We start from the raw sequence: 16,998 nt of genomic DNA on the forward strand, positions 1-16,998 counted from the left end.
GTAATGAAGTTATAAAATGCAATGATGTTGGTGATTTTAAAAAACAAATTGATAAAATTGTTGAAGTTTTGCAGAATAATCGTAAGTGGCCTTCGTTTTTTAAGACATTGCATCTGGATGATGTTGAAGATTGTTTAGATGTATCGAAGAATGTTATTAATATAAATTTATCTAATTTAAAAAAAACTGTCAAAAAAGTAACTTTGGAGGGATCTTTTTTTTCAAAAGAACAAAATTACCCCAGTGTTCTTGTAAGATATGTTTTTGAATTTCAAAAAGCCGATAACAGCAGCCAGTGTTCGTCTTTGGATCATGATTCTTACACTCCTAAAGAATGCATTTCAGAGCATGATTCGGAATTGTCTTCTGAAAATACGGAGAATGATGATGGTTCCGGTGTTTCGGAAAGTAATAATGAAAGCTCACATCATCAGACATCTGCAGGTCTCTCACAATCCGATGCAGTGTTCGAATTACCCCCGGAAATTTCAGTAAGCAGAAGTGATCCGGAGGGCGGTTCAGACTGTCATAATGATAATCTTAATTCTGATACTGCAGGTACAGAATGTAATGAATTGTCCGATCCTGTTCAGGAGTTATTAGAATCTGGAAAGAATACTGATAGTGAATTTCCAGAATATTCTGAAATGACGGCTTCAGATGAAGATCCTGCCGTTGACGCCATGCTAGCCGTTAAACCTGCGAAGTTTCCTACCGAAAATATTGCTGTCTCCTCTGTTAATCACATCAGCAGCACTCCTGAGTCAATCGCTTCTGTGCAGACACTTCAGAAGAATAAAACAGACGCAGATTCCGCATCTTCCCGGCCTAAGCCTGCTCCGAAGCCAAAAGTCAATCCCCGAGCCTTGTGGAATAACAAGCCAACGCCGGCAGATATCAGCTTTCCGAAACCTGACAGCTACAATATAGGTTTTGAGGTTCCTGATGAAGGGCTGAAAATTTTTGGAGCCAGTCAGAGAGGCCGCTCTCATGCTCATGTCGGAAGTCCGAGGGATGATGATTTTTCAATACTGAGAACCGATAATGAGGGCTGGAATATCCTGATTGTTGCTGATGGTGCAGGTTCGGCAAAATTTTCTCGGGAAGGTTCAAAAGTAGCCTGTGAATCCATTTCCAGGGATCTTAATTTAAAGCTGTCTGACAGTCAGGATCCTCTAAATCTTGGAATACAGCAGTTTTGTTCAGATAAATCCCGTCCTGAAATCAATGATTTAAAGGAAATTAAAAAGCTGGCATATTACCAGATTGTTCCGGTTGTTAAAGCGGCCATATCAAGCATTGAAGCTGTTATGAACAACTGCCGGGAAGAACCTGTAACTTTGAAAGATTTTGCCACGACTCTCCTGATGGCGGTTACAAAAAAGATTGGAAGTTACTACCTGGTTATTTCCTTCGCGATCGGCGATGGGGCCATTGTTGTTTATGATGAGCATGAATCACCGGTTTCAAGCAGGATTGTCAAGGATGGAAAAACTCCTTATAACGACAGATCTTTGCTGATGAATACACCGGATTCCGGGGAGTTTGCGGGTCAGACCAGATTTTTAACTATGAAGAATCTGTTTACCAATGCCAATGAGCTGATAAATCGCATTTCTGTCCACGTTGTTAGCTCCTTTACCGCGATAATGCTGATGTCTGACGGCGTTTCCGATGCTAAGTTTGAAACCGAATATCTGATGTCAGATAAGAGTAACTGGGATGCGTTTTGGAAGGATCTTACCGTTACGGGCGGTGATGATTCTCCTCCGATCCGATTGTCATCAGAACCCTTGGAATTATCGAAGCAGCTTTTGGAGTGGCTTAATTACTGGGTTGTCGGAAATCATGATGATCGGACTATAGTGGTGATGTACAAATATGAGTGACACTAAAATTGTTAGATTAACTGCTCTTGATGGTTCCTCCATTGAGTTTGACTCATCAGAGGCTATTGGTTCTGGAGCAATGAAGGACGTGTATTTCAGTCCCGATAAGTCCTATGTTGTTGGTTTTTTCAGGAAAGAGCAGGATAACAATTCCAGAGAACGTCTAGAAAGGATCATTAATACCTATGCCAAGCAGCTGTTTGAGAAGGAAGGTGGTGAAAATTTGCGGAAGCTGTTTTGCTGGCCTACTCATATTGTGGAATGGCAGCATAAGGGAATTACTAAACTTGGAGTGGTAGCTCCGACATACAGATCCAATTTCTTTTTTTCCAGTGGTAGATTCAAAGGAAAAGAAAAGGAAGGAAAATGGTTTGCGTCTCCCAAGCTCAGGAATAAAATTCTTGACGACGATCAGAAGGGTACGTGGCTAAATTATCTCCAGGTATGTATAAAAATTTCCCGTGCTGTCAAGAGGATGCATGCTGCAGGACTGGCTCATTCCGACCTTTCGTACAAAAACGTTCTTGTGGACCCGCTGAAAGGGGATGCCTGCCTCATTGATATTGATGGCCTGGTTGTTCCGGGGAAATTCCCTCCAGATGTTGTAGGCACTCCTGACTTTATTGCTCCTGAGGTGCTGGAAACCGTGGCTCTTGCGAAGACGGATCCCAGTAAAAAAGTTCCTTCGATTCTTACCGATAGACATGCGCTGGCAGTTCTGATTTATATGTATCTGCTATACCGTCATCCTTTGCGCGGCGGAATGATTTGCGATCCTGATGATAGTGCCAGGGACGAGGAGCTTTGCATGGGCAGGGAGGCCCTGTTTATAGAACACCCCACCAATAGGAAGAATCGTCCGGTGGTTAAAAATCTTGAGAAGTTTGAATTGCCGCAGGGAGATGTCGATAAGCTGCCCTATACTCTTTGCGGCCCCTATCTGAAACCGCTGTTTGATAAGGCTTTTATTGATGGTCTTCATGATCCGTCAAAACGTCCTTCTGCTGATGATTGGGAAAAGGCTCTGATAAAAACGGTGGATTTGATTCAGCCCTGTCAGAATCCTCAGTGCAAGGAGAAATGGTTTGTGTTCGATAATACCACAAAGCCGGTTTGTCCTTTTTGCGGCACAGCATACAAGGGAGAACTGCCAATCCTGAATTTTTATTATCGTCCCAGACCTAATGATTCTTTCAGGTTTGAAAATGCGCGTCTCATGGTATTCAGCAAGCAGTCTCTTTATAAGTGGCATATTGACAAAAATATCCATCCTAACGAGAAACTCACCGATGCCGATAAGAAGCCGGTGGGAGATTTTCATCTTCATCATGGTTCATGGATTTTGATTAATCGCTGTATGGACGATTTATATGATGTTTCAGATGCAAGTAATAAGAAACAGATTCCGATAGGACAAAGTGTGCCGCTCACTGAGGGACGAAAGATCCTGTTTGGTACTAGTGTTTCCTCTAGGCTTTGTGTGGTTCAGATAGTTAAAAATTAGGAGAATGATGTGAGAAGGTTACCGATCTTTTTTGTTGTTGATGTTTCTGAATCCATGGTAGCTGATCTGCCCAAGGTAGATAAGGGGCTTCAGATGATTGTGAAGGAGCTGAGTTCGGATCCTTACGCCCTTGAGACGGTTTTTATTTCCACGATTGCATTTGCCGGGAGATGTAAAGTCCTTAATCCGCTTACCGAGGTTTATTCTCTGAACATTCCCAGACTCCCCTTGGGTGGTGGAACTGATTATGGAGAGGCTTTTACCTGTCTTATGCGGGAAATTGATCGTAATGTTGTAAAAACCACGATTAACCAAAAAGGGGACTGGAAACCCTTGGTTTTTTTCTTTACTGACGGCAATCCGACTTCCTCGTCCTACAAAAGAGTATTCGATAAATGGCGTAATGAATATTCCAGAAAAGCTTCGGTAATAGCCTTTTCTTTGGCAGCTAAGCTTGATTATTCCATCCTGGGGCAGATTACTGAACAGATATATCTTCTGGATGATATGGATGATGAAACTGTGAAGGGATTCTTTAAGTGGGTCAGTGCCTCAATTCAGACGAATAGCGTCGCCGTTGGTGATAACAAGATCGTTTCCGAGGATCGTCTTATGAAGGATGAGGCCGGAGAAAAGGTGCATAAAATCAATCTTAAAAAGGAGAGCAGAACGGGGCGTGATGATATTGCCGGAGATGAAAGTGTCAGGGTTGTTATAGGAAAGTGTGCTAAACATAAGAAACGATATATTGATCTTTATCGCAAGGACGATGTCGGGATTTTTTTAGAAAAGGGCTGTTTTGCGGTTCCCGATGAACATGCCTACGATGAATTATCCTCAAGTACCGGCAGTGGATCTGATCTGGATATGAGCAGAGTTCAGCATAAGGATAATTGTAATTGTCCGCATTGCAATAATCCCGTGATTATTACCAAATGTTCCTGCGGCCGGATATTCTGCTGTAATCCTGACCGGGAAAAGTCGGTGGACGGATGTATGCAGCTTGACTGTCCGTGGTGCGGAAATACCGGATATTACCAGTTTGGCTCGTTTTCTGTAGGTACAGGATTGGGTTAGTTAGATGGTTTAATGTTATATGCAGTATAAAAACCAGTGTCTAAAAGATGTTATATCCGGGTATCTGATTCATTCTTTCGTTTGCTGATGAGACTTGCTATAATCACTCTGGCTGTAAAAACGGTGTTGTTGGTTAAGGAGGAGAAATAAACAAGTTAAAAGTGCTTCTGGCTGTAACAGTTTTGATGGCGACTCCTGTTATGGCGGATGTTCTTGAAAATGCGGTAGCCGATGTTGCCAAAGATGTGGCCAAACAGGAGGCAAAGAACTAAGCTGCAAGTGCTTTGCAGGGCACCGGTGCTGATAAGATTATCAGAGGGATAGATCAGGTTGATTCTGGCATGAATCAGTTAAAGAATGTTTCAAGTTCTTCTCAGGTCAGTGGAAAATCTCTTGCAGATACTGCCGCAGACAAGACTGCGGATTATGCCCGTAATAAAGCCACAGAGTATGTTAAGGGCAAGGCAGCAAATGCTACTGGGACTCCAGATTCTGTAAAGAACGCTTTGGAGGCCAAAAATAAGTACGATAAAGCCAAAAGTTCTGTCGGGACCCTGAAAAATAACACAGAGCAGACCATAAAAGCTGCAGACGATCTCAGGAATGCCTTTAAATAACATCTCGAGTCAGACTTGCTAACCAAATTTTTAGACTTTAAAATTAGGGGCTGATTTCAGTTTTTTAATTGTTCGGTCGGAAATGCACAGAGCGCTCATATCGCTTTGTGCGTGTTTTTTTCTGTATGCAGAGGTAAATAATGCTGGAGATTTTTAATTCCCTCACTCATCGCAAGGAAGAGTTTGTTCCCATGGTTCCGGGAAAGGTAGGAATCTATGTGTGTGGGGTTACAGTTTACGATCTCTGTCATATCGGGCATGGCAGAACTTTTGTGTGTTTTGACACTGTGGTTCGTTATCTTCGCTATCTGGGATATGAAGTTACTTATGTCAGAAATATTACCGACGTGGACGACAAGATTATCAAGAGAGCCAATGAAAATCAGGAATCCTGTGCGGCCCTTACTGAAAGACTAACCGTCGAAATGTACCGGGATTTTGATGCACTTGGTATCATGCGACCTGATATTGAACCGCGGGCGACCCAGAATATTCCTGAAATTATTGCACTTGTGGAGCAGCTTATTAAAAATGGCAATGCCTATGTTGCTGAAAACGGGGATGTAATGTTTGATATTGACTCTTTCCCGGAGTACGGCAAACTCTCTGGTCAGGTTCTTGATGATTTAAAGGCGGGAGTCAGGATCAGTGTTGAAGCTGCCAAGAGAAATCCTTATGACTTTGTTCTTTGGAAAATGTCAAAGCCGGGAGAGCCGATGTGGGATTCTCCCTGGGGAGCCGGACGTCCAGGGTGGCATATTGAATGTTCTGCAATGAATTCCAAATATCTTGGAAAGGAATTTGACATTCATGGCGGCGGTTCAGATCTTATTTTTCCTCACCATGAAAACGAAATTGCTCCGAGCTGCTGTGGATGGCATACCAAGTATGTTCACTACTGGCTTCATTCCGGAATGATGATGATAAACAAGGAAAAAATGTCCAAGTCTCTTGGCAACTTTTTCACCATCAGGGATTTGCTTGATAAATATGACGGTGAAACTTTGCGCTACTTCCTAATGAGTGCACAGTATCGCGGACAGCTGAATTATTCCGAAGATAATATCCGTCAGTCCAGAGCAGCTCTCCTGAGACTGTATACGGCATTGAGAGATGTTGTTCCGGCCGAGCCGCAGACAGGCTCAGTTTACGAGGACAACTTCAGAAAGGCTATGGATGATGATTTTAATACCCCAGAGGCATATTCAGTACTGTTTGAGCTGGCAAAGGATCTTAATATTGCGAAATCTGAAAACCGTAATGATGCGTCTGCTTTGGCAGGACTTCTCAGGAAACTGGGAGGAGTTCTGGGCCTCCTTGAAAAAGATCCTGAATCTTACATAAAAGGAAATGATATTCCTTCTGGGGATCTGGATACAGCAAAGATTGAAGATCTTATCCGAAAAAGAGCTGAAGCCAGAAAAAACAAAAACTGGGCAGAAGCAGACCGGGCACGAAACGAGCTTCAGGACATGGGAATTCTTATAGAGGATGGACCATCTGGAACAACCTGGAGAAGAAAGGATTGATTCTGAACGTAATATATGTAGTCTGACTGAGTTTTATAATTTCTGAGCCCTCTGAACTCTCTAAAAATGGAGAGAATCCCGGGGGCTGCATTTTTTTGGGGGTAGTATGGCAGATAAGGAGGTTTTTGATATTGCTGTTATCGGACTGGGACCTGCCGGTGCGACTTTTGCTAGGCTATTGAATTCATCCCTTAAGATAATAGCCTTAGACAAAAAAGATGGTACCGGAAACAGTTTTCGAAAGCCTTGCGGTGGACTTTTGGCAGAGGATGCCCAGAAATGCTTTGCCATGTTTGGACTGCCCCTTCCTGTAAGTGTACTGGTAAACCCTCAGGTATTTGCAGTAAGGACGGTGGATCTGGCAACCGGAAATGAGAGGCATTACCAGAGATTTTACCTGAACATGGATAGGCATAAATTTGATTGCTGGCTTAAGTCTCTGATTAAGGATAATGTGGAAGTTCACAATGGAGTTTCTGTGGTTGATTTTAAGGATGTGGGGGATTGTTACGAAATATCTGTAATAGAAAACAATGTCAGGAATACTTATTGTGCCAGATACATTGTCGGAGCGGACGGAGCAAATTCCGTGGTGAGACATGTGCTGTTTCCGAAACATAGAATTCGGTCCTATCTGGCAATACAGCAATGGTTTTTGGCTAAACACGGGGCGCCAACATATTCCTGTTTTTTCGATAAGACCTTGACTGACTGCTATTCATGGGGAGTTTCAAAGGATGATTACTTTATCTTGGGAGGTGCTTTTCCGTTAAAGGGAGCCCGTGACAGGTTCCGAAAACTTAAGGAAAAACTGACAGAGTATGGTTTGAAGCTGAATTCTCCGGAAAAAACTGAAACTTGCCTTGTACTGAGTCCCAGACATCCTTGGCAGTTCCGTATTGGCAAAGGTAGGTGCTTTTTGATAGGAGAGGCTGCGGGGTTTATAAGTCCGTCATCTCTGGAGGGCATGAGCTATGCCTTTAACAGTGCGTATCTTCTAGCTGAACTGTTTAATCACAGGCCAGAAGTGACATTGAAGGATTATAGCAGAGCGACACGCCTTCTAAGAGGAAAGCTGATTCTGAAGCTTCTTAAAAAACCTTTTATTATGAGGCATTTTTTAAGAAATCTTATCATGCAGTCTGGCTTATCCTCTCTTAAAAGGGCGGAATAAAACTAGTTATTATGAGATCTGTGCTTCTTCTCTTCAGTAAAGAGTCGGCATGGAAACGAGATTATCTTTGTATTATTCAATATTCTGAATTTGTTCCCGCATCTGCTCAATCTGGACTTTGAGATCTACTGCTGTACTGGTAATTTCTGCATTGACCGATTTTGAAGCAATGGTGTTTGATTCCCTGTTGAATTCCTGCATCATAAAATCCAGCCTTTTGCCGATAACGCCACCTTTTTTGAGAATATCCCGGGTCTGTGAAATGTGGGAAGTCAGGCGGTTTAATTCTTCAGCTATGTCGATACGCTGAGCAAACAGGATGATTTCCTGTTCTAGTATAGAGTTATCAAGTTTTACTGACTGTTCCAGAGCGAAACTGGAAATTTTCTTTCTTTGCCATTCAATTATGTTTGGAAGTCTGCACCTTATTTCTGAGACATGATTTGCAATTGTTTCAAGGTGATTGTTGAGGAATTCTTCCAGTTTTCTGCCTTCGCATTCACGGGAATCGTTGAATTCGTCGATAACATCTTCCAGTGTTTCTCGGAGAGCGCTTTCTAATTCTTCAATATGCCCTTTCGAATTTCCAAGGACTCCAGGAAAATTCAGGATATCCAGTGCATTGACGGTAATATCTTCGTCGGGAATTTTGTCATTAATTTCGTTACTTATGCGGCTGATTTCCTGAATGTTTTTAACAAGGCTTCGGGTCAGTTCCTGATTCAGCGTCAGCTGATTGTCTGCAGAAACCTTTTTGACGTTAATGACCAAAGTAAGTTTACCGCGGGAGATCCGGTTTCTTAGTTGTTCCCTGAGGGCCATTTCCATACTGATTGGTTCAGGAGAATCAGGATAAACGAAAAACATATCTAGGTATCTCGAATTTACCGATTTCAAAGACAGTGATATTTGATAATGTTCAGTTTTAACTTCCTTGCTAGAAAAGCCGGTCATACTTCTAATCATAGGATTTCCCTTGTTAATGTAGATTTTATTATTCCATTTCCGGAGATTTTTTTCTGTGATTCATAATATCACACATTATGCTGTCTTTATTCGTGTACAATGTATTTTCAGTAATGGAGGTGCGGAAATGAAGGACTATAAGAAATCTTTTATCGAATTGGCATTGAGCAGAAAGGTGCTGAGGTTTGGCAGTTTTACTTTAAAATCCGGCAGGGTTAGTCCCTATTTTTTTAATGCTGGGCTTTTCTGTTCAGGAAGAGATTTAGGGCTTCTTGGAGAGTTTTATGCGGACGCTCTTCATGATTCCAAACTGGATTTTGATTTGCTGTTTGGTCCGGCATACAAGGGAATTCCCATTGTCACTTCTCTGGCCGTGGCATATTCTCGCAAATATGGCGGTGAAGTACCGTGGATCTTCAACAGGAAAGAGGCCAAGGATCATGGAGAAGGCGGTAATTTAGTAGGTTCTCCTTTAGCTGGTCGGGTTGTTCTAGTGGACGATGTAATTACTGCTGGAACCGCTATAAGGGAATCCATGGCGATTATAGAGAAGTCTGAAGCGACTCTGAGCGGGGTATTGCTGGCACTGGATCGTCAGGAGAAAGGAAACTCGGAACTCAGTGCAGTTCAGGAAGTGGAAAGGGATTTTAATACTAGGGTAGCGGCAATTATTTCCATGGACGATCTTATGGAATACATTTCAGGGGTTCCTGAATTGTCAGAGCATCTAGATGATATGAAAGCCTATCGTGATTGTTACGGCATCTGATCTGTAAGCATAGCAATAAAAAAGCCATGGTTTTCAGCCATGGCTTTTTCATATCTGTCAGTCAGGTATAATTATTTCTGGTTGATAACAGTAACGGTCTTGAATGGGATATTGATTCCGGCTTCGGTGAGGGCGGCTACAACCTTTTCGGTGTTGTCAAAATAAACGTTCCAGTAATCATCTCCCTTGCACCATACACGCGCAGTAACATTTATACTGGACTCTCCTAGAGATCCTATCACCACTGTGATGCCATCTTCCTTGAGGATGCGTTCGTCATTTTCAAACATTTTAGTAATGGCTTCTTTGGCTTTTTTGAGATCCGAGCCATATTCAATTCCGAAAGAGAAATCTACACGGCGTTTTTCCATCCGGGAATAATTGATTATTGTTCCTGATGAAATAGCACTGTTGGGGATGATAATGACCTTGTTGTCGGGGGTCAGGAAAGTAGTAGTGAAGATAGTGATTTCCTGTACCGCACCTGTCTGTCCGGCTGCTTCTACAACTTCGCCGACTTTGATGGGGCGAAATATGAGGAGAAGAACTCCGGATGCAAAATTGGCAAGGGAGCCCTGAAGAGCCATACCTACAGCGAAGGAGGCGGCACCGACAATTGCCACGAAAGACGCTGTTTGAACGCCAACTTGGGCTAAAGCCGCTGTTATTACGAAAGCGATAACTGCATACTTGATGAGATTGGCAATGAATTTGGAAACAGTCTGTTCAATGCTGGCTTTGGTCATCACTGTATAGCTGATCTTGTATATCAGTTTTGCCAGTAACCAACCAACAAACAGGATAGCGGCGGCACTGAGAAGATCAAGACCAAAACTGATGATCTGATCCTGATGCGCCTGAAGATAACCTATGGGATCCTGAATAATAGACTTGTCAATTATTTCGGTAATTTTTGCGTTTGTAGCTTCCTGAGCGTTTGCTTCGTCTGCCATTTAAAGTTCCTTGTTTTGATATCTGGTATCCACCTGGTGTGGATGTAAATGATGCTCCCCCGATCCAACTGAAAGCATAATGAACATGTCAGATGATGTCTGGGATATAGAGTGCACGTGATTATATCCAATGCGGAGTAAAAAATATGATTTTTGTAGCTGAAGAGATGAGATTTTGTGATTTTTCTAACTTTCCAGCAATACGAAAAAACGTCATGATCACTACAGAACAGGAATGTCATGTCAGCATTTCTGCGATGAATTGAAGTACAGCAACTCCCAGCTCCTTTTTAGAGGATCTGGGGAGAGAGACTGCTTTTTTGTTTTTAGTAAATACAGTAATTTCATTCTGATCACTGTTAAATCCGATTGATTGATCTGAAACATCATTTCCAAAAATTATATCAGCATTTTTTTCTGTTAATTTTTTGAGTGCATATACTTCAAGATTGCCTGTTTCTGCTGCAAAACCAGCTACAACGGAGGGGCGGTGTTCAGAATGACCTACCAGCGACAGAATGTCCGGATTCTGAATCAGACTGATATTCAGCTCCCGGTTTTCCTGTGATTTCTTTATTTTGATTGGTGATATGGTCGCAGCACGATAATCTGCAACGGCTGCAGTGCCAATAAAAACATCGGCCGGGGAAATACTGTTCATAACTGCATCGTGCATTTCAAGTGCTGTGTTTACGGAAATGAAGGAGACACCTGCTGGTGGGGAAAGTGAGACAGGCCCGCTTATCAGAACTGTCTGAGCTCCCATGGCGACAGCCGCTTCGGCAATGGCATAGCCCATCTTTCCCGAACTGCGGTTTGAAATAAAGCGTACCGGATCCAGCGGTTCAATTGTAGGGCCTGCCGTAATTACAACCTTCCTTCCTGAGAGAATTCCTGCGGATTTTTGGGATACTGACTCCTGATGAAGAATTGTTATGATATCATCGAATATTTCCTGAGGTTCCTGCATGCGTCCTATGCCGTTATCGCCGCAGGCCTGAAAGCCTGTAGCAGGTCCGGAAATCAGAAAACCTCTCTTTTTGAGAACTTCGATGTTTTCCTGAGTTGCAGAATTTTCCCACATAACCCGGTTCATGGCCGGAGCCAGTAGGATTTTTGCTGAGGTTGCCAGAACTATAGAGGTCAGAAGGTTATCGGCAATTCCCGTACGAATTTTGGCGATGGTATTGGCAGTTGCCGGAGCGATTACCACCAGATCGGCTTCAGACGCCGTACTTATGTGAATGATGCCATTACTCTCGGTTCCTGAGAAGATATCTCTAAGAACAGGTTTTCCAGATAAAGCCTGAAGAGTGAGAGGAGTTATAAATTTCTCTGCCTCGCTGGTCATTACGACAGTAACGTCGCAGTCACTTTTCTTCAGGAGACGGAGGAGCTGCGCAGCCTTGTAGGCTGCAATGCCTCCTGTAATGCCAAGAATAATTTTTTTGCCGGAAAGTGTCATACCTTCGCTTCCTTCTCTATAGTAGTGTACTGCGATTAAATAAACAGGTCCTAAGTTTAGCATGATATTATTGTGGGGATGTCAATTATTCCAAAGTCTATGGAATTCTGAGGAGCCCATTACCCGAAAATACTGTTCTAATTATTTCTGTGAAGCTGAACATAGTTATGAAAAATATGATAAAATGCGGCCGTTTCGGCTTAGGGATAAGAACCGTCTGATTTTTTCCTGAAGATGCACAGGCAGAGAGCGGTTGCTAGCAGTGTCCGTATTTACAGGATCCCGATAGGTAAGGGTGCTGAACGGAAATTTTTCCTGGCCTTGTTGTGAGCAGGAGCTGGCGTCTTAGTCAGATCCCGTTTTTTGTCTTTTAACAGTTGATTTTGATCTGTTTTTGGTGTATAAAATCGCACCGCAAGTTTATCAGTAGCCTCTGCAATACTTTCCGTTTGTTGTCAGGGCAGTGGGGCGGGGCTGTAAATGACGCTGATTAGTGTGTGACACCAGTGCAAACATTTTAAGAAGTGCAGGACTTGCCCGGACAGCAAAAGGTGAGGTCGGTTTTTCTGAAATATCGGCGGAACTAGTGTGTCTGATCCGAATTGACGCTGATTTCGTTTTCGGATGCCGGGTTATTCCTGTCCAGACAGGATATGTCAAGCACACCTTGAAGTTGTCCTTCTGGGTTGTTAAAAGAATTACATTTTAATATTTGGAGTGACCGCAATGTCAAGAGTATGCCAAGTTACAGGTAAGGGCCCTGCAGTGGGAAATAATCGTTCCCATGCTAAAAATGCCACTCGCCGCCGTTTTCTTCCTAATCTGCATTTTCACAGATTCTGGGTTGAGTCTGAGAACAGATTTGTAAGACTTCGTTTAACTACGAGAGCTATCCGTACCATTGATAAGGTTGGTATTGATCAGGTTCTTGCTGAACTTCGTGCCAAGGGTGAAGTTATTTAAGGAGACAAAAAATGGCTAAAGGCGGACGTGAGAAGATTCGTTTGAATTCAACTGCTGGTACTGGTCATTTCTATACCACTACCAAAAATAAGCGTACAACTCCTGAAAAGATCGAAATGAAGAAGTATGATCCGGTTGTGCGCAAGCATGTGCTTTATAAGGAAGGCAAGATCAAATAGTACTGATCCTGTTTTTTTGATATGTAAAACCCGGAGTGAGTACTTCGGGTTTTTTGTTGTCAGGAGAATTATAAATGCCAGAATTGCCTGAAGTGGAAGTAACGAGAAGAGGAATTGCTCCAGCACTTGTTAATAAGTGTATTTCGCATTTTGTGGTTCGTTTTCCCTGTTTGCGAACACCAGTTTCTCCGGAATTTTCGACACTCGAAAATCTCAGTGTTGTCAGTGTGAATCGGCGGGGGAAGTATATAATCATAAAAACGGACAGCGGTTCTGTTCTTATTCACCTAGGAATGTCCGGACATCTCCATCTGGTATCTCCTGATACCCCGGTAATCAAACATGATCATATTGACATTGTGATTACCGGAGGTCAGGTAATCAGGTTTAACGATCAAAGACGGTTTGGTCTTTTTGAATGGTTTTCGAAGGAGAAGGATCCTTATGCAGATCCCAGACTATCCAAGCTAGGTCCCGAACCATTGGAGGCTAGTTTTACCGGGCAGGTACTGTATGAGCGTATTCATCGTTTCAAAACGCCGGTTAAAAAGATTCTTATGGATAACGAAGTTTTGGTTGGCGTTGGAAATATTTATGCTAGCGAAGTACTATTTGCCAGCAGGGTCAGTCCAATGAGAAGAGCTTGTGATGTAACAGATGATGAATGTGAAATACTAGTTAAAAATATCCGGCAGATCCTGGAAGCATCGATTAGCAGGGGAGGAACCACTATTCATGATTTTAGCGGGTCAGACGGAAATCCGGGAAAATATGTAAGCGAGCTTAAGGTTTACGGCCGGAAAGGGGAGCCTTGTCCTGTATGTGGCACACCGATAGAACATGCCATCATTGGCAGGAGCGCCTATTATTGCCCTGTTTGCCAGAAAGCTCCGAAAACTTAGGTAAAAGAGCTTGAACAGTCTCAGGAACGGACACGAATCCCAGGTGTGCATTCGTGTTCTGTAAGGTATTTTGACACTTCAGGAGGAACAAAAGGGGTAATGTCTCCGTAATGTCTGATAACATCTCTTACCAGGGTTGATGAGATAAAACTGACATTCGGGGATGCTGGAAGCATAACAATCTCGAGGGAAGGCATGAGTTTTTTGTACATTGCCTGCAATGTCAGTTCGTATTCACAGTCAAACAGGTTTCTGATACCTCTTACCAGTACACCTGCATTTCTTTCCTGCAAAAAATCTACCAGCATGCCGGTAAACGGCTCTACTGATACATTGGGGAACGCAGAGGCGCAACGCTTAACAATTTCTGTACGATCCTCAAAATTTACCACTGGCGATTTTGCCGGACTCTCCGATACGGCCAGAATAACCCTGCTGAAAATACATGAGCTTCGTTTCAGAATATCAAGGTGCCCAAGAGTGAAGGGATCAAATGTGCCCGGATATACAGCCAGCATATTGGTAATTTCCTTTTAAAGCTTGTAGTCGGTGAGAATTTTATCAAATTTTTCCCGTACCATGACAGTGGTAATTCCATGCATGGCAAACTTGTTATGGACTTTTGTTCTCCATTTGAGGCTGTCAGTCCCTTCTGGATGCTCCTGCTTTAGATAGTCATCGTATACTGATACGGTGTACTGTCTGAAATTGTATGGCCCCACTCTAGAAGGGTTATGATTAGCATACAGCCCTAGAACAGGAATATTCAGAGCGCTGGCAATATGTACGGGGCCGGAATCAGGAGATACCAGCAATGATACCTGAGAAATCAGTGCGGCTAGTTCTCTCAGAGTGGTTTTTCCCATTAGGCTTGTTACCCGTTGTCTGTTTATGTGAATTCCACTGATGATGTTTTCAGCCATCTGCAGTTCGTATTCTGATTTTCCTCCTGCAATAATGACATTAAAGCCACGTGAAATCGCATATTTGGTGATTTCTATGTAACCGTTAAGTGTCCAGTTTTTAAATTCCTTTGAGGAGCACGGAGTCAAAAGCATGGTTTTTCCGGTAATGAATCTTTTGGTTCGGGTAATTTCTGATTCGCTGAGGTAGAAATTCCATTTTGGAGTGAGATCGGTGCAACCGATAGCTTTGGCAAAAGCAATAAAACCGTCTAGAACATGAGTGTGAGGAGGTTCCGGGGATTTGGCTTCGCGATTTGTAAAAAAACGCTGGCCGTCCATCGCCCTTTCTTTGTCAAAGCCGTACTTAACCCGGGATTTCAGAGCGATCATAGAAACCATGCTGGCTCTGAAGGCACTTTGAATATTAAGGACAACATCGAAATGCTTATCTTTAAGTTGTTTTCTTAGCTGTAGCATTCCACGAATACCGGATTTTTTGTCATATACAGCCAGATTAATGCCAGGAATTCCTTCAAAAAGGCTGGCAGCAGCTTTGCCGATTATCCAGGTTATTTCCGCATGGGGAAAATTTCTGTTTAGCATTTGCACCAGAGCAAGGGCATTGATGCAGTCACCGATGGCTGAAAGTCTGAGAACGCATATTGATGTTGGTGTAGTATCCATGGTGTAAACCCGTATTGCAGTTGCCGAGTATCCAAAGTTGCGAGTGAAAGCTATATATTAACAGGAATGTCCGGTCAAATTCGTGCAATGGAACAAAAAAACATTTATTATTTCGGGTATATTTTCAGGTTAAGAGGATTTTAGTATGGCTTTACAGGAAAAAGCGGTCATTGAAACAAAAAAAGTCACCTATGTTTACAATCCGCAATTTTTTAGAAAAGGTGTGACGGAACAGGAGCTTGAAAAATACTGTGACATTGCAGATTATGAATCGGGAGGAAAGGTTATTCAGGTCTTTATGGGGAGAGGTCGAACTTACCTCGTGAATGATCCTGAAGGACGACGTGTCATCATCCGTCATTATTATCGGGGTGGAATGATGGCAAAGCTTTTAAATGATAAGTTTTTAAGTTTTTCCTCTACTGCAGAACGTTCGGTTCAGGAATATGATCTACTTTTGAGAATGCGAGCCATGGGGTTGCATGTTCCTACGCCGATTCTGGCTCGTGTTACCAGAAGTGGATTATTCATCAGGAATGACATTATCACAAAGGAAATTACAGGAGCTCGCAATGTTGGTAAGATTCTCTCCGAAAGACCGATGACTGATGCCGAGATTCTGAAAATGGGAGATGCCATTGGAACTTTGTTCAGAGCTGGAATTTATCATTCGGATTTAAATATTAATAATCTTCTTCTTGACGGTGCGGACAATCCATGGATTTGTGATTTTGATAAGTGTGAGATGATAAAAATTACACCAAAGCGTTATAACGAAATGGTTTCTCGACTTAAAAGATCTTTTGATAAGGAAAGTGAAGAACATGCTGGGATGATGTGGACTGACAAGGATTTTGATAAACTCGTTCGGGCAATTGAGATAGTGTTTAAGGAAAAGTACTGATCGTTTTGTATTAGGTCTAAAGTCAGCACTTTAGGCCTTCTTAAATTTCCACGGCATTGCCTGCTCAAGAATAGCATTTCTTCTTTCATCAGACAGCGATTCATCTTTCAGTTCGTCTCTGTGAATACCCATATATCTGAACAGAAATTCAAGGTAATCTTCCAGATCAACTCCATGGATTTTGCAGGTTTCGTGAAATGATGAAAACACAGCCGTAGACTTAGCTCCCTCAATAGAGCCAAATCCGCTGGGCATTGAATGTCTCAGCACTGCAAAGTCACGAATAGCTCTCTCGGCGGCCGAGTTATCCAGAGGAATAGAGCCGTCCTCCAGAATTCTGGTGAATTTTTCCCACTGATTGTGAGAGTACTTGACCGCTTTGATGAATTTTTCCGTATATATCCCTTTGGGGGACTCGCTTTCAGAAATGATTTTGAAATGTTTTTCTGTAAGCTTCCCTATTTCTTCAAAATACTGCCTGAAATCATCACTTTTCCGCAGTTTTGTTCGTTCCTCGA

General features: G+C 42.6%; 17 protein-coding genes. 11 read left to right on the forward strand and 6 right to left on the reverse strand.

Going from position 1 to position 16,998, the window contains the following annotated elements; translation table 11 throughout:
• Nucleotides 1-647 precede the first annotated feature (647 nt).
• The 6 genes from F557_RS22895 to F557_RS0102300 all read left to right on the forward strand — a co-directional run bounded on the left by F557_RS22895 (nucleotide 648) and on the right by F557_RS0102300 (nucleotide 7,790).
• Nucleotides 648-1,889: a PP2C family serine/threonine-protein phosphatase gene (locus tag F557_RS22895; protein WP_211209509.1), complete on the forward strand. Its 1,242-nt coding sequence runs from the start codon at nucleotides 648-650 to the stop codon at nucleotides 1,887-1,889.
• On the forward strand, nucleotides 1,882-3,393 hold the full coding sequence (locus F557_RS0102275) for a helix-hairpin-helix domain-containing protein (protein WP_044142575.1): 1,512 nt from the start codon (nucleotides 1,882-1,884) through the stop codon (nucleotides 3,391-3,393). The genes F557_RS22895 and F557_RS0102275 overlap by 8 nt, the downstream gene beginning before the upstream one ends.
• Nucleotides 3,394-3,402: 9 nt before the next feature.
• Nucleotides 3,403-4,470 (forward strand): TerY-C metal binding domain-containing protein, encoded by a 1,068-nt coding sequence (locus F557_RS20890; protein ID WP_019000639.1) that lies wholly within the window; start codon nucleotides 3,403-3,405, stop codon nucleotides 4,468-4,470.
• A 341-nt stretch (nucleotides 4,471-4,811) separates the two neighbouring features.
• Entirely contained in the window at nucleotides 4,812-5,087 is a 276-nt protein-coding gene (locus tag F557_RS0102290; RefSeq protein WP_157617728.1) for a hypothetical protein, read from the forward strand.
• A 140-nt stretch (nucleotides 5,088-5,227) separates the two neighbouring features.
• Entirely contained in the window at nucleotides 5,228-6,616 is a 1,389-nt protein-coding gene (cysS, locus tag F557_RS0102295) for a cysteine--tRNA ligase (RefSeq protein WP_019000642.1), read from the forward strand.
• Nucleotides 6,617-6,722: 106 nt separating this feature from the next.
• Nucleotides 6,723-7,790 carry an FAD-binding protein gene (locus tag F557_RS0102300; RefSeq protein WP_019000643.1) on the forward strand — a complete coding sequence of 356 codons (1,068 nt, stop codon included), beginning with the start codon at nucleotides 6,723-6,725 and terminating at the stop codon, nucleotides 7,788-7,790.
• A gap of 72 nt (nucleotides 7,791-7,862) precedes the next feature.
• On the opposite strand, the gene F557_RS0102305 is transcribed toward F557_RS0102300, so the two are convergent.
• The gene (locus F557_RS0102305) at nucleotides 7,863-8,756 is read right to left on the reverse strand and encodes a YicC/YloC family endoribonuclease (RefSeq protein ID WP_026297706.1); all 894 of its coding nucleotides are present in this window, start codon (nucleotides 8,754-8,756) and stop codon (nucleotides 7,863-7,865) included.
• A gap of 127 nt (nucleotides 8,757-8,883) precedes the next feature.
• Here F557_RS0102305 and pyrE point away from each other — a divergent pair, with 127 nt between their 5' ends.
• Nucleotides 8,884-9,525, forward strand: a complete 642-nt coding sequence (gene pyrE, locus F557_RS0102310) for an orotate phosphoribosyltransferase (RefSeq protein ID WP_019000645.1) — start codon at nucleotides 8,884-8,886, stop codon at nucleotides 9,523-9,525.
• 71 nt (nucleotides 9,526-9,596) lie between these two features.
• Here the strand turns inward: pyrE and F557_RS0102315 are convergent, their stop codons facing one another.
• Both F557_RS0102315 and coaBC read right to left on the reverse strand, forming a co-directional pair.
• Nucleotides 9,597-10,478, reverse strand: a complete 882-nt coding sequence (locus F557_RS0102315; protein WP_019000646.1) for a mechanosensitive ion channel family protein — start codon at nucleotides 10,476-10,478, stop codon at nucleotides 9,597-9,599.
• 238 nt (nucleotides 10,479-10,716) lie between these two features.
• Nucleotides 10,717-11,943: a bifunctional phosphopantothenoylcysteine decarboxylase/phosphopantothenate--cysteine ligase CoaBC gene (gene coaBC, locus F557_RS0102320; RefSeq protein WP_019000647.1), complete on the reverse strand. Its 1,227-nt coding sequence runs from the start codon at nucleotides 11,941-11,943 to the stop codon at nucleotides 10,717-10,719.
• 726 nt (nucleotides 11,944-12,669) lie between these two features.
• On the opposite strand from coaBC, the gene rpmB reads away from it, so the two are divergent.
• From rpmB to mutM, 3 genes are all read left to right on the forward strand, one after another.
• Complete coding sequence (gene rpmB, locus F557_RS0102325) at nucleotides 12,670-12,906, forward strand: 50S ribosomal protein L28 (protein WP_026297708.1); 237 nt, start codon at nucleotides 12,670-12,672, stop codon at nucleotides 12,904-12,906.
• 11 nt (nucleotides 12,907-12,917) lie between these two features.
• On the forward strand, nucleotides 12,918-13,085 hold the full coding sequence (gene rpmG / locus F557_RS0102330; RefSeq protein ID WP_019000649.1) for a 50S ribosomal protein L33: 168 nt from the start codon (nucleotides 12,918-12,920) through the stop codon (nucleotides 13,083-13,085).
• Between the two features lie 74 nt (nucleotides 13,086-13,159).
• Nucleotides 13,160-13,987, forward strand: coding sequence for a bifunctional DNA-formamidopyrimidine glycosylase/DNA-(apurinic or apyrimidinic site) lyase (gene mutM, locus F557_RS0102335; protein ID WP_019000650.1), 828 nt, complete (start codon nucleotides 13,160-13,162; stop codon nucleotides 13,985-13,987).
• 20 nt (nucleotides 13,988-14,007) lie between these two features.
• On the opposite strand, the gene coaD is transcribed toward mutM, so the two are convergent.
• Together coaD and F557_RS0102345 are read right to left on the reverse strand one after the other, a co-directional pair.
• On the reverse strand, nucleotides 14,008-14,505 hold the full coding sequence (gene coaD / locus F557_RS0102340; protein WP_019000651.1) for a pantetheine-phosphate adenylyltransferase: 498 nt from the start codon (nucleotides 14,503-14,505) through the stop codon (nucleotides 14,008-14,010).
• 15 nt (nucleotides 14,506-14,520) lie between these two features.
• Entirely contained in the window at nucleotides 14,521-15,576 is a 1,056-nt protein-coding gene (locus F557_RS0102345; protein WP_019000652.1) for a glycosyltransferase family 9 protein, read from the reverse strand.
• Between the two features lie 145 nt (nucleotides 15,577-15,721).
• Here F557_RS0102345 and F557_RS18475 point away from each other — a divergent pair, with 145 nt between their 5' ends.
• Entirely contained in the window at nucleotides 15,722-16,480 is a 759-nt protein-coding gene (locus tag F557_RS18475) for a 3-deoxy-D-manno-octulosonic acid kinase (RefSeq protein ID WP_019000653.1), read from the forward strand.
• A 30-nt stretch (nucleotides 16,481-16,510) separates the two neighbouring features.
• Here the strand turns inward: F557_RS18475 and F557_RS20895 are convergent.
• The coding region (locus F557_RS20895) for an IS66 family transposase (RefSeq protein WP_019000654.1) at nucleotides 16,511-16,998 on the reverse strand (488 nt) is incomplete at its 5' end.

It is taken from the genome of Succinimonas amylolytica DSM 2873, assembly GCF_000378405.1.
GTDB lineage: Bacteria > Pseudomonadota > Gammaproteobacteria > Enterobacterales > Succinivibrionaceae > Succinimonas > Succinimonas amylolytica.